We start from the raw sequence: 12821 nt of genomic DNA, 5'->3' as shown, positions 1-12821 counted from the left end.
GGTCAGGCGATCCTGTTCTCGCTCTGAGGGTCGAACGCGACCGCCTTTTCCATGTTGAACGCGAAGGGGAAGGTGTCGCCGGCATTGACCGCGACATCTGCGCGGAAGCGACCGGTGACATCCTTGCCGCCGATTTGACTGACAACGAAGGTGTCGGATCCGGCCGGTTCGGTGACTTCAACCGGTGCTTCGACGATATGGACCGCCTGCGAGTTTCTGTCGGCGCCGTCCCTGTCGGTGATCGCCTCGGGGCGGATGCCCAGGATAATGTCGCGGCCGACATCCGAGGCAAGCTTTTCCGTGGCAAAGGGGATGGAGGCCTTCGTGCCGTTCGCCAGAGACACCTCTGCGGCCGGCTGGCCGTTTTCCGAAACCACCTTGGCGGGGAAGAGGTTCATCGAAGGTGACCCCATGAAACCGGCAACGAACATATTTGCCGGATTGTCGTAGATCTCCTTGGGCGTTCCAAGCTGCTGCACGTAGCCGCCGAACATCACGGCAATGCGGGTCGACAGCGTCAGGGCCTCGATCTGGTCATGGGTCACGTAGACAATCGTCGTCCCCAGCTTCTGGTGAAGCTTCTTGATCTCCGTGCGCATGTCGACACGCAGTTTTGCATCCAGGTTGGAGAGCGGCTCGTCGAAAAGAAAGACGTCCGGCTCGCGAACCAGGGCACGGCCCATCGCAACACGCTGGCGCTGGCCGCCGGAAAGCTGGCCCGGTTTGCGGTCGAGCAGGTGCTTGATCTGCAAAAGATCGGAAACCTGCGAGATGCGCTTTTCGCGCTCCGACTTTTCAATGCCGTGCATCTCCATGCCGAAGGAGATGTTTCCGCTCACCGTCATGTTCGGATAAAGCGCGTAGGACTGGAATACCATGGCGATGTTGCGGTCGGCCGGCTTCACGCCGTTCATGCTCTTTCCGCGAATGGCGATCTCGCCCGAAGTGATGTTTTCCAACCCGGCGATCATGTTCAGGAGTGTGGACTTGCCGCAGCCGGAAGGTCCCACGAGGACGAGAAACTCGCCTTCTTCGATCGAGATGTCGGTTTCGTGCAGAACCTGAACGGCTCCGTAAGACTTGGTCGCCTGTTTGATGTCGAGAAAGCCCATTGTCTTATCCTTTAACTGAGCCGGCCATCAGGCCACGGACGAAGTATCGGCCCGCAACGATGTAGACGAGGAGTGTTGGCAGCGCGGCCATGATCGCGCCTGCGAAATGGACGTTGTATTCCTTCACGCCTGTCGACGATTGCACCAGGTTGTTGAGCGCAACGGTCATCGGCTGGCTGTCGAAGTCGGAGAAGGATGCGCCGAAGAGGAAGTCGTTCCAGATATTGGTGAACTGCCAGATGATGCATACGACGGCGATCGGGCCGGACGACGGCAGCAGGATGCGCCAGAAGATGCGGAAGAAACCGGCGCCGTCGATCTGCGCCGCCCGGACCAGTTCGGTCGGGAACGCCGCATAGTAGTTGCGGAAGTACAGCGTCGAAAAACCGATGCCATAGACGAAATGCACGAAGATCAGGCCCGGGACCGAGCCCGCGAGCCCCATCAGGCCGAGCATGCGGGCCATCGGAATCAGGACCATCTGGAACGGGATGAAGCAGCCGAAAAGCAACAGCCCAAAGAGAATGGTCGCACCGCGGAATGGCCACTTGGTAAGGACATAGCCGTTCAGCGCGCCAACAATCGTCGACAGCGCGACCGCTGGAACCACCATGATGATGGAGTTCAGGAAATAGGGGCGTAGACCGGTCGCCTCAACGCCGACCTGTGCGCTGGACCACGCGCTCAGCCACGGGGCGATGGTCCATTCCTGCGGCAGAGCCATCATGCCGCCCGCCGTGATTTCCGACAGTGGCTTCAGCGAATTCACCACCATCACATAGAGCGGAAGGAGGTAGTAGATGCAGAAGAAGACGAGCAGCGTGTAGAGGACGATGCGTCCGATACTGTTGCCGCTTTTTGCGGGAGCGGTGGCCATCACTTCTTCTCCCTCAGTTCGGACCAGAGATAGGGCACGATGATGGCTGCGATCGTCATCAGCATGATCACGGCGGAGGCTGCACCGATCCCCATCTGGTTTCTGGTGAATGTGTAGGAATACATGAAGGTCGCAGGCAGTTCGGTCGCCGTTCCCGGGCCGCCGCCTGTCAGGGCGATGACAAGGTCGTAGGACTTGATCGCCATATGGGCGAGCACGACGAAGGCCGACATGAAGGCCGGTCGCAATTGCGGGATCACGATGCGGCGGTAAAGGGCGAAGGTCGAGGCGCCGTCAATCTGGGCGGCCTTCATCATTTCGCTGTCGATACCGCGGAGGCCCGCCAGGAACATCGCCATCACAAAACCGGATGTCTGCCAGACGGCGGCGATCACGATCGTATAGATCGCCATCTCCCGGTTCTTGATCCAGTCAAACTCGAAGCTGGTCCAGCCCCACCCCTGGACGACCGCCTCGATGCCGATGCCTGGATCGAGGAACCATTTCCAGGCAACACCTGTGACGATGAAGCTGAGGGCCATCGGGTAGAGATAGATCGTGCGGATAAACCCTTCGGCGCGGATGCGCTGGTCCAGCAGGATCGCCAGGAGAAGGCCGAGGGCGCAACAAATGATGATGTAGAGGAGACCGAAGATCACCAGGTTCGAAACGGCCGTGTCCCAGGCCCGGATCCGAAAAAGGTTCTCGTAATTCTGCCACCCGACCCAACCGAAAGAGGGCAGAATGCGGCTGTCGGTAAAGGACAGATAGAGCGTGAACAGGATGAAGCCGTAGACGAAGATCGCGACAATGGCGACCGTCGGGCTCAACACGATTTTAGGCAAAGCGTCACGCAGTCTGTCAACAACGGAACCCTGCGGGTTCGCCGTTTCAGAAATAGACATCTCAGGTCCCCCGCTGCCGGAAAGCGGTGCAGTGCACCGCTTTCCGTAGGGTCTATTACTTGTTGATTTGAACGGCTGTCACGAGTTCTTCGACAGCTGTCTCGCTGTCATACTCGCCGTTGAAATGCGCCGTAATCACGTCGTACATCGCGTTCTTGATCGCCGCCGGGTTGGCGTGACCATGGGCCATGGAGCCATAGAGATTGCCGCTGTCCGCAGCTTTCTTCAGGTCGGCCATGCCTTTCTTGCCACAGGCGTCAAAGGCTTCGTCGGAAACGTCGGTCCGCGCCGGAACCGATCCCTTGACCACGTTGAACGCGGACTGGAAGCTTGGCGACAGGATGGCGGTCGCAAGCGCAGCCTGTTCCTTGCCGACTTCCGAACCCTGAGCAAACATTGCGAACTGGTCGGCGTTGAACGTCACCTGGTCCTGGGTACCGGGGAAACGGAAGCAGAGGAAGTCTGTATCCGGCTGTTTACCGGCGTTCAGGAATTCACCCTTCGCCCAGTCACCCATCATCTGGAAGGCGGCGTCGCCGTTGATCACCATTGCAGTGGCGAGGTTCCAGTCGCGGCCCGAGAAGTTGTCGTCGACATAGGACCGGATAACGGCCATGCGGTCGAACGTTTCCTTCATCGTGTCGGAACCGAGAGTTTCCTCGTCAAGTTCGATGAATGCCTTTTTGTAGAAGTCCGGTCCGCCGGTCGACATGGCAACCGCGTCAAACACCGTCGCGTCCTGCCAGGGCTGTCCGCCATGTGCAATCGCGGTCTTGCCGGACGCTTTTACCTTTTCCAGAGCGGCAACGAACTCATCCCAGTTGGTCGGAACCGCAATGCCGAGTTCGTCCAGGACCGCTTTGTTGGCCCAGACCCAGTTTGTCGAGTGGACATTGACCGGTGCAGACACCCACTTGCCGTCATGCTTGGCAAACTCCTGAAGTGCTGCCGGGACAACGTCATCCCAACCTTCCAGGCCTGCCTGGATGTTCAGGTCGGCAAGTGCGCCTTCCTTGGCCCAGTCAAGGATGTCGAAGCCGAGCATCTGCACGGCGGTCGGTGGGTTGCCTGAGGTGACGCGAGCACGCAGCACGGTCATGGCCTGCGACCCGCCGCCACCGGCAACCGGCATGTCCTGCCAGCCGATGCCCTGGCCTTCAAGATCCTGTTTCAGGACATTCAGCGCGGCAGCTTCACCGCCAGATGTCCACCAATGCAGAACTTCAACGTCTTCTGCCTTCACGCTTGCGCTCGCTGCCAGCAGGGCAGCAGCAGCCGTCATCATCGTCAACTTACGCATGGATTTCCTCCCTTTACGTGCCTGTCGTCGTCATGGGTGCCGAACTCCGGCGGACCCTAAGTCACGCAACGTCTATTGTAACGTTGCAAACCACGTGCATGTCAATAATTTAATTTGTGCTCCTTTGGAACAGGTTTCTTGTTTTTTTATAGTTAGTTATTTCGATAGTTGGCATTTTGCGACGCAACATCTTTCTTTGTTGCAACGTTTTAAATTCCCTGATTAGACTTGAGACACTGATTGAGCTACAAGCCTCTGGTTGAGGGGAACGGGCATGTCGCGAAAGAACCTTGGAACCAAAGCGGACAGCGTTGGCGCGGCGCAGTCGCGTCCGACCCTGCGCACGGTTGCCGCCGAAGCAGGTGTCGCGGTTACGACGGTCTCGCGGGCGCTTGCTGACGATCCGCGGATCGCGGAGAGCACGCGCAAGCGCATTGCCGAGATTGCAAGTCAGCTTGGCTACGTTCCCAACAGAGCCGCACAGAGGTTGCGTACCGGACGGACCCGCGTCATCAGTCTCCTGCTCAATCCAAGGCACGAGTTCCTGAGTTTTACGTCCGAGTTCCTTGGTGGCATGTATGAGGGGCTCAGCGGGACCGGTTACGCGATCAATATCACCGCGGACAGCCTGGGCGACGACCGCCTCGAAACCATCCGGAACATTCGCCGCCACTCGCTGGCCGATGCCATCGTCTTCACGCGCACAGAGTGTTTCGACGACCGGGCGCGATACCTGCTGGAGCACGACTTTCCGTTTGTCACCCATGGACGCACGGACTTCATGACGCCGCATCCCTTTGTCGATTTCGACAATGAAGCGTTTGTGCGCATGGGCATTGCCCGCCTCGTCGAAAAGGGGCGCAAACACATCTGCGTAGTCATGCCGAACGAGAAGTACACATTCGGGCAACACCTCAGGTTCGGAGCCAGACAGGCCGCGACCGTGCATGGCATGCGGGTGACCATTCCCGAAGATGTCGACCTTGACAGCGAACCGGACGAAATTGCCGCGACGTTGCGGGCCCTTCACGCCGGTTCCGACGCGCCCGACGGTTATGTCTGTGTCGGTGAGGTCAGCGCGCTGATCACGCTTGCCTTCCTGAGTGACATGGGGCTGACGCAGGGCGCGGATGTGGACGTCGTCGCCAAGCGCGCTTCGCCGATCTCCAACCACTTCCGCCCACGCATCGAAACCATCGACGAGGATCTGCGTGCGACCGGCCGGGCGATGGCAAAGGTCCTGCTCGGACGCATGTCGGGTGTGCCGGTGGAGGATCTTCAGGTCCTCCTGCAGCCCGAAGGGCCGTTTGCGATTTCGAGCTAGGCCGGTCATCAGGCGACCCACGGTTCGCGTGATCTGCCGATCCGCATGGTAACGGTCTTCGCCTCGAGGAATTCCTCCAGACCATATTTTCCCAGTTCCCGGCCCTGACCGCTTTCCTTGATGCCGCCGAAGGGAAGTTCAGCAAAGCCATCCATCCAGGTGTTGGTCCAGACGGTGCCGGCATTTGCCCGCCGGGCGAATTCCAGACACGTATGAACATTCTCGCTCCAAACGCCTGCCGACAGCCCGTAGTCGGCGTCGTTGACGAGCTCGATTGCCTCATCAAGGGTCGTGAACGTCAAGACCGTCAGAACGGGACCGAAAACCTCTTCGCGGGCAATCGGCATCGCACTACTGACATTCGTGACGACGGTCGGTTGATAGAACTGGCCATTGAGACCCGGTACCTGCAGCGCACCGCCACCGAGAGGAACCTCAGCGCCCGAAGCCTTGGCCTCCTGGACATAGGTATCGATCTTGTTCTGGTGCTCAGGCGTGATGATCGCACCGACCTTGGTCGATGGGTCCAACGGGTCGCCGAACGGGACGCGGCGCGACAGTTTGACCGTTCTGGCAACAAACTTTTCAGCGATGTCTTCGTGCACGATGATCCGGGATCCGGAATTGCAGCATTCGCCCGCGTTGAAATAAACGCCGAACACGACGGCATCGACTGCGCTGTCGAGATCCGCGTCCGGGAAAATCACCTGCGGATTTTTGCCGCCGAGCTCGAGCGATACCTTTTTCAAGGTGCCCGACGCAGCGCTGACAATGGCTTTGCCGACGCCGGTCGAGCCGGTGAACGTGACCATGTCGACACGCTTGTCGGCGGTCATCGCCGTCCCGACCGGATCACCGAAGCCGAGGACGATGTTGACGACGCCTGCCGGGATCCCGGCTTCCAAAAGCAATTCTCCAAGGATAACCGTTGTCGCCGGGGTCATCTCCGACGGTTTGACAACAGCTGTGCAGCCTGCCGCCAAGGCGAAAGGAAGTTTCTGCGAAACAATCAAAAACGGGAAGTTCCAGGGTGTAATGATCGAGACAACACCGACCGGCTCCTTCAGAACCAGGCCGAGAAAGTCCTGCCCGAGCGAATTGTGGCTTTCGCCATGTATGGTGCGTGCAAGCGAGGCGGCATAGCGCCAGATATCTGATGCGCCTTCAATCTCGGCTTTCGCCTGGCTGATCGGCTTGCCGGATTCGAGCGTTTCCATGAAGGCGATCCGCTCTCTCTCACGGTCGATCAGATCGGCAACCTTCAGCAAAACTGTCGCGCGATCCTTGCCGCTTGTGCGTGACCAGCGCCCCTTGTCGAAGGCAAGCCTTGCAGCCGCGATGGCCGCATCCGCATCGGCCTCGCCTCCTTTACTGGCAATCGTGACGACAGATCCGTGCGACGGAGATGTTCTTTCGAAAGTCGCTGCATCGGCACTGCCCCGCCATTCACCGTCGATCAGGTGGCGAGCGACGAAAGGCTCGGCTGGAATCTTTGCTTCGCTGATAGAGACGACGTTGAGTTCACTCATTTCTAGTTCCCAGGGAATTCCGGTTTGCGTTTTTCGCGAAAGGCGGCGACGCCCTCGGTTCGGTCTGCGGTGGGCGAAATCATGCCGGCGCCAAGCGCTTCGATCATGGCGTTCGTATCTTCACCGACTGCTGCGTGGATCATATATTTGGCGACTTCGACCGCGCGCGGCGACTTTCCCGCGAGACCTTCGGCGAGTTCGAACGCCTTGGCCCTGGGATCATCGGAAATCTCAGCGGCGAAACCTGCGGCAAATGCGCGTTCCGCTGAAATCCGGCGGCCGAACAGGGCTATTTCCTTCACGATCGGTTCGCCGAGGAGCCGGATCAGGCGCTGCGTACCCGACCAGCCGGGCACAATGCCGACAGAGGCTTCCGGCAACGCCAAAGTAGCTTGAGGCGCCATGACGCGGATGTCGGCGGTTGCGGCAAACTCAAGCCCGCCGCCAAATGCATGTGCGCCGATGGCGGCAACAGTCGGCTTCGCCAGACGCGCAACACGATCGAAAATGCGGTGGCCTTCGCGCACCCAGTGCCTGGCAAACTCAAACGGCTCGAGTTCCGACCAGGCGAGAATATCCGCACCGGCACAAAAGGCCTTGCTGTCTTCCGCACTGATCACGACAGCGTTGATGGCTGGGTCCTTTTCGACCTCCGCGCAATGCTGCTCGAGGGCGCTCAACATCTCGCTTGTAAAGGCGTTGAGCTTCGCCGGGTTGTCGAGGCGAATTTCGGCGATCGGGCCGTGGCGTATGAGGTGGAGTGCACTCACAGGCGCAACTCCATCGGAGCATCGCGCAGCAGAGCCGCCGGCATCTCGGCCAGGTCGTTGGCCAATCTCACGCGTCCATGAGAGGCATCGACAATGTCTCTTTGCGGATCGATGCCGGGCATGACTTCGGTTGCCAGCAGGCCGCTGTCGGTCAGCTGGATGACACAGCGTTCGGTAACGTAGAGCACCTCCTGGCCGAGCTCGCGTGCGCGGCGTCCGGAGAAGGTGACATGTTCGACCTCATCCACCATTTTGGTGAACTTGCCGGGCGACTTCACGGTCAGCCTGTCATCGGTCAGGGAGAGGTCTGCACCAGCCTCGAACAGGCCGGAGAAGACGATCTTTCCGGCATTTGCCGTGATGTCGACGAAGCCGCCGCAACCGGCCGTCAAATAGGGTTTCTTGCCGAGTTTGGAGACGTTGACATTGCCTTCAAGGTCGATTTCCAGGAAGGAGAGGAACGAAACGTCGAAGCCACCGCCCTGAAAGTAGGTGAACTGCTGAGGCGAGGGCATGTAGGCATCGGCATTGGACGCACAGCCGAAGGCAAATCCGGTGAGCGGCATGCCGCCTGTGGCGCCCTGCTCGATGGCCCAGGTCACAGCCTGTTCCTGTCCGGCCTCCAGAAGGACACGCGGGACCATTGCCGAAATGCCGAAGCCAAGATTTGCGGTCTGACCCGATTTCAATTCCATCGCTGCCCTACGCGCAACCACCTTCTCCACGCCATGTTCAGACAACGTAAAGCTGGACCACGGGCGCATGATCTGGCCTGAGATCGCGGGATCGTAGTTCGTTTCCGTGGTTTGGCGCTGGTCCGGGTCAACAACGACCAAATCAACCAGGTGCCCGGGGACCCGGACATTATGCGGGCGCAAGGACCCGGAGGCAGTCACGCGCTTGACCTGCGCGATTACAAGACCGCCGTGGTTGCGCACCGCGATTGCCTGTTCCAGACCTCCGAGATACGCCCCTTCGTGTTCGTAGGTCAGGTTGCCGCGCTCGTCCGCCGTCGTTGCCCGGATGATGGCGACATTCGGCACGATATTCGGAAAATGCAACCAGGTTTCGCCACCAAGGTCGAGCCTTGAAACGATCGGTTTGCCTGCTGCCACGTCATTCATGGCGCAGCCTTCGCGCACCGGGTCGACGAACGTGTCCAATCCGACTTTCGTCATGACACCAGGCCGACGTGCGGCAACGTCCCGGTGCATGTCGAAGAGGATTCCGGACGGCACGTTGTAGGCTGCGACGCGGTTCTCGACGAGCATCTTCCAGATCTCAGGCATCGGCAGCGAAGACGGGCCGGAGGGATAAGAACCGGCAATGATCGTGGACAGGAGCCCGTCCTTGGCGATGTGGTCAATGCCCTTGATGCCGTACATGTCGCCGGCAGCAATCGGATGCAGCGTCGTAAGGTTCCTCGGGTGCCCTTCCGTGTCGAACCTTGAGCCGATGGCTTCAAGGACCTTGTCGGGGCACCCGAGGCCGGAGGAAGACGAAACGGTGACAACATCACCGTCGTTGATCCGCGAGACGGCGTCCTGGGCCGAAACAATCTTGGAAGACATCGCTCAAAACCCTCCGTAGTCGACACGAACCGCCGAACCGGACTGCGCCGCCTGGCGCACGGCATGTGCGACTGCGAGCGACTTGATGCCGTCTACGCCGTCAGCTGACGGTGAACCGTTCCCGCGAACGGCATTCGTGAAAAGGCCAAGAGCACGGTGGTAGAGGTTGTGAGCCTGGAAGGTCACCGGGCTTTCGCCGCTTTGGTCGACGAGCCTGATTTCGCCGACCGGCTCCTGCGTCATGACGTTCCGTGCGAAGATCGAACCTTCAGTGCCGTGAAATTCGATCCCGGTACCGGCAAAACCGTGCGTGAAGCTCTCATGGGTCTGGACCATTGCGCCGGACGGCATCGACCAGACAGACATGACGCTGTCTTCAACACCTTCACCCATCCCCGATGTTCCGGCTTTCGCCACCACATCCACAGGATCCTCGGAGAGGTGGAAGCGGATCGAGTCGGCGTCATGCACGACGATGTCGGGGATGACACCGCCACCGGCAGCCGCATCATTGATGCGCCAGCCGCGAAGGTGTTCTGGAAGATTGACCGCATGAAAAACGCGTGCACTCAGGACCTTGCCGATCCGTCCGGATGCGATGAGTTCCCGTATCGCAAGATGTGAGCCGGCATTGCGCAGATGATGGTTGGTCGCGAAAACAACGCCCTTTTCACGTGCTGCCCGAACCATCTCGACTGCATCTTCAAGTGTCATGGCCAGCGGTTTTTCGCACAGGACATGTTTGCCGGCGGCGATGGCGGCCATCGCTTGCGGATGGTGTTTTTCGTTTGTCGTCGAGATGTAGACCGCGTCGACCGTGTCGTCCGCGAGCAGCATGTCGAGATCCGTCAAGGCTTCGGGAATGCCGTTGTTTTTTGCAAAGGAGGTGCCCCGGCCAAGATCCGTACTCAGGACGGACTGAATGTCGGCACCTTCCTGTGCACGGATCGCATCAATCACATAACCCGACGCAATTCTGCTCGCACCGATCAGGGCCCAACGCATTCATACCTCCCATTTGGGTTTTGTTTGGAACGTTCCAATTTCTCGAAGTATAAAACTTGGAACGTTCCAATTTGTCAAGCTGTCATTTCATTAAATCGCAGGAGGCTTTGAAACGGATTTCTGGAACTGCCAAGGCAATGCCTGGCGGTGGAGGGTAGTAGGTAGTGTTACTCTTCGCGAGTTGGTGGGGCTGCGTTCACACGGCTGTCTTGAGTTTCAGACAGGTGTTCAAGGACACTTTACTGAGCAACCCGTGCGACAGGGCAATTGCTATGGCGTGTTCACGGGTTCTGGCTCCGAGTTTGCGCCGGGCATTTCGGATATGAAAGTCGACGGTGATCGGCGCGATACCGAGGGTTGCTGCGATCCTTTGAGGGCGCTCTCCCTGCGCCAGCTCCCGGAGACATTCGCACTCGCGCACCGTAAGCGGTTCAAGTTCCATTCCAGCAGGAGCAATGACTTGCAATTTCCGCCTCCCATTCCCGTTCGCCGACGCACCTCCTCTTCGCTAACAGAGCGATTCCTTCAGGACATGACCAAATTTGGGTATGACGTTGAATGCGCGCACAAGAGTGCTAGTTTTTCATGGGGCGAAGGCGCGAATTCATTACGCTGTTGGGCATTTGCGGGGCGACTGGACTTTTGAGCGAGACGAAAAAGGGGCAAGACCCTTCCAAACTGGACGACATGATCGCGCATGCCTATAGCGCCATATTGGATCAGGACCGGTTTGACGAACTGATTTTCCTTGCAGAGGGAAGCATTTCGGATCCGAGGGCACACCGGGAATTGCTCCGGCGCAAGCGGGACATCGAAAGCCATTTCGAAACGGCCGAAAAACTCCTTTCAAGCCTCAAGAACCCCGCGGCAGAGCCCGATCGGCCCGAGGTAACCATCGGTTCGGATCTGTCAGTCAAAAGCGTGAACGACATCGCACAGACCCTTCTGGGATTGAGCCCCGGTGTTTCGCTTGAAGACCTTCCGATCGATGACGATGCGCTCACATTGCTCCGCGATGCCATTACAGGCCGGCTGTCCGATTGGCCCGTCATCCGGATCCCGAACACGGACACGGGAAAGCAGGTGCTTCTGGCCCTTTCCAGGGACGAGACAGAACTGAACAGCGGGACCTGGACCTTGTCGGGTGTGGACCGGATCTGGCGAAACGGAGCCAGCCTCGCGATGCAGAGCCTTTACGGACTGACACCGAGCGAAACCGATGTTCTGTCGCTGCTCGTGAGCGGTTACTCGCCCTCGGAAGTGGCCGACACCCGCAAGAGGTCCGTGGACACTGTTCGCCAGCAGATCAAGTCGATGATCACCAAGACACGGTCACGCGGTACCAGCGAATTGATTGATCTGGCGAGAGCCGTCGCCGCGTCGGCAAGCAGACGTCCTTCAGATCGGCATAGCACCGAGAACTACGCCCGCCTGCAGTTGCAGCTGCGAGACGGGAGGCAACTCGACTATCTCCAACAGGGGGCTCCGGATGGCAAGCCCGTTGTTTTCCTGCATGGTTGCCTTTGCGGAAATCGCATGCCCAACACGGCGGCACGCCACTTCGCCGCCGAAGGAATACGTCTTCTTTCACCTGCACGGCCCTGGCATGGCCGAAGCGACGGGCACGATATCCTGCTCCTGGATCCCAAGCGTTATGCGCATGATCTCAATGACATGCTCGATCAGCTCGACATTCAAAAGGTCTCGCTTGTCGCCTTTGATGTCGGTAGCATCTTTGCGCTTCTCTGCCTGCCGGAATTGCAAAAACGTATCTCTGAGGTCCTGTGCGTTTCAGCGCAGCCGCCCATGCGGACATTGCAGGATTTTGCCAGCGCACCGCCGCAGCAGAAGCTGTTTGCTATCCTGCCGCGCGTTTCCGTTTCGCTGTTGAGCTACATGGCAAAGCTGGGGGACAAACGTCTGAAGCGCGACGGCCCGGGCGGTTTCGCGCAAACGGTGTTCGGCGGAGCACCAGCGGATCTGGACGCGTGCCGGGATCCGCATCTGCTCGATCTCTTCTGGCAGGGTCACTTGTTCCATGTGGAAGAGGGTTCAGAGAGTTTCATCAATGACTGCCGTTTCGTTGCGTCGGATTGGGAACGCCAGCTAACGCCGACCGAAGTACCGATCCACTTTGTTCATGGGACGCAGAACCGGTCGATCCGGCCTGAAAGGATCCTGGCGTTTGCAGAACGGTTGAATGCCCGCGTGACCCTTGTGGAGAATGCGGGGCACAGTCTTCCGTTCAGTCACTGGAAGGACTGGGTCCGCTTTCTTTCATTCGAATGAACGTGGCAACCTAGGTCATACCCTCATAAAATAGACTGCGATGGTATGGATGATTTTGGTCGGATACGAGGCGCGAAACTGCGGGTTACCGCCCGGTTTTCAAAGTTTCGCAAGGAAGTAGCCGTGCAAAATCACCTAA

The 12821-nt window shown here is 58.9% G+C and carries 11 protein-coding genes; 2 read left to right on the top strand and 9 right to left on the bottom strand.

The window, feature by feature from the left end:
* Positions 1–2: 2 nt before the first annotated feature.
* From ABVF61_RS11415 to ABVF61_RS11400, 4 genes are read right to left on the bottom strand one after another with little or no spacing between them, the layout of a single operon-like run.
* Positions 3–1112, bottom strand: a complete 1110-nt coding sequence (locus ABVF61_RS11415) for an ABC transporter ATP-binding protein (protein WP_353993631.1) — start codon at positions 1110–1112, stop codon at positions 3–5.
* 4 nt (positions 1113–1116) lie between these two features.
* Positions 1117–1989 (bottom strand): carbohydrate ABC transporter permease, encoded by an 873-nt coding sequence (locus tag ABVF61_RS11410; RefSeq protein WP_353993630.1) that lies wholly within the window; start codon positions 1987–1989, stop codon positions 1117–1119.
* Positions 1989–2894: a carbohydrate ABC transporter permease gene (locus tag ABVF61_RS11405; protein WP_299482453.1), complete on the bottom strand. Its 906-nt coding sequence runs from the start codon at positions 2892–2894 to the stop codon at positions 1989–1991. The genes ABVF61_RS11410 and ABVF61_RS11405 overlap by 1 nt, the downstream gene beginning before the upstream one ends.
* A 55-nt stretch (positions 2895–2949) precedes the next feature.
* Positions 2950–4194 (bottom strand): ABC transporter substrate-binding protein, encoded by a 1245-nt coding sequence (locus ABVF61_RS11400; protein WP_353993629.1) that lies wholly within the window; start codon positions 4192–4194, stop codon positions 2950–2952.
* 274 nt (positions 4195–4468) lie between these two features.
* Between ABVF61_RS11400 and ABVF61_RS11395 the strand changes: the two genes are divergently transcribed.
* A complete protein-coding gene (locus ABVF61_RS11395; protein WP_353993628.1) occupies positions 4469–5518 on the top strand; it encodes a LacI family DNA-binding transcriptional regulator in 1050 nt (349 codons plus the stop codon).
* 8 nt (positions 5519–5526) lie between these two features.
* Here ABVF61_RS11395 and ABVF61_RS11390 read toward each other — a convergent pair whose 3' ends face one another.
* The 5 genes from ABVF61_RS11390 to ABVF61_RS11370 all read right to left on the bottom strand — a co-directional run bounded on the left by ABVF61_RS11390 (position 5527) and on the right by ABVF61_RS11370 (position 10859).
* Complete coding sequence (locus tag ABVF61_RS11390) at positions 5527–7047, bottom strand: aldehyde dehydrogenase family protein (protein WP_353993627.1); 1521 nt, start codon at positions 7045–7047, stop codon at positions 5527–5529.
* Positions 7048–7049: 2 nt separating this feature from the next.
* The gene (locus ABVF61_RS11385; protein WP_353993626.1) at positions 7050–7817 is read right to left on the bottom strand and encodes an enoyl-CoA hydratase/isomerase family protein; all 768 of its coding nucleotides are present in this window, start codon (positions 7815–7817) and stop codon (positions 7050–7052) included.
* Positions 7814–9388 (bottom strand): acyl CoA:acetate/3-ketoacid CoA transferase, encoded by a 1575-nt coding sequence (locus ABVF61_RS11380; RefSeq protein WP_353993625.1) that lies wholly within the window; start codon positions 9386–9388, stop codon positions 7814–7816. The genes ABVF61_RS11385 and ABVF61_RS11380 overlap by 4 nt, the downstream gene beginning before the upstream one ends.
* Before the next feature lie 3 nt (positions 9389–9391).
* Positions 9392–10393, bottom strand: coding sequence for a Gfo/Idh/MocA family protein (locus tag ABVF61_RS11375; protein ID WP_353993624.1), 1002 nt, complete (start codon positions 10391–10393; stop codon positions 9392–9394).
* A gap of 196 nt (positions 10394–10589) precedes the next feature.
* Positions 10590–10859 carry a LuxR C-terminal-related transcriptional regulator gene (locus ABVF61_RS11370; RefSeq protein WP_353993623.1) on the bottom strand — a complete coding sequence of 90 codons (270 nt, stop codon included), beginning with the start codon at positions 10857–10859 and terminating at the stop codon, positions 10590–10592.
* A gap of 176 nt (positions 10860–11035) precedes the next feature.
* Here ABVF61_RS11370 and ABVF61_RS11365 point away from each other — a divergent pair, with 176 nt between their 5' ends.
* Complete coding sequence (locus tag ABVF61_RS11365; RefSeq protein ID WP_353993622.1) at positions 11036–12682, top strand: bifunctional helix-turn-helix transcriptional regulator/alpha/beta hydrolase; 1647 nt, start codon at positions 11036–11038, stop codon at positions 12680–12682.
* The last annotated feature ends 139 nt before the right edge of the window (positions 12683–12821 follow it).

This window comes from Roseibium sp. HPY-6 (assembly GCF_040530035.1).
Taxonomy (GTDB): domain Bacteria; phylum Pseudomonadota; class Alphaproteobacteria; order Rhizobiales; family Stappiaceae; genus Roseibium.
The sequence above is the reverse complement of the archived record's forward strand: the minus strand, read 5'-3'. Positions and strand labels throughout refer to the sequence as shown.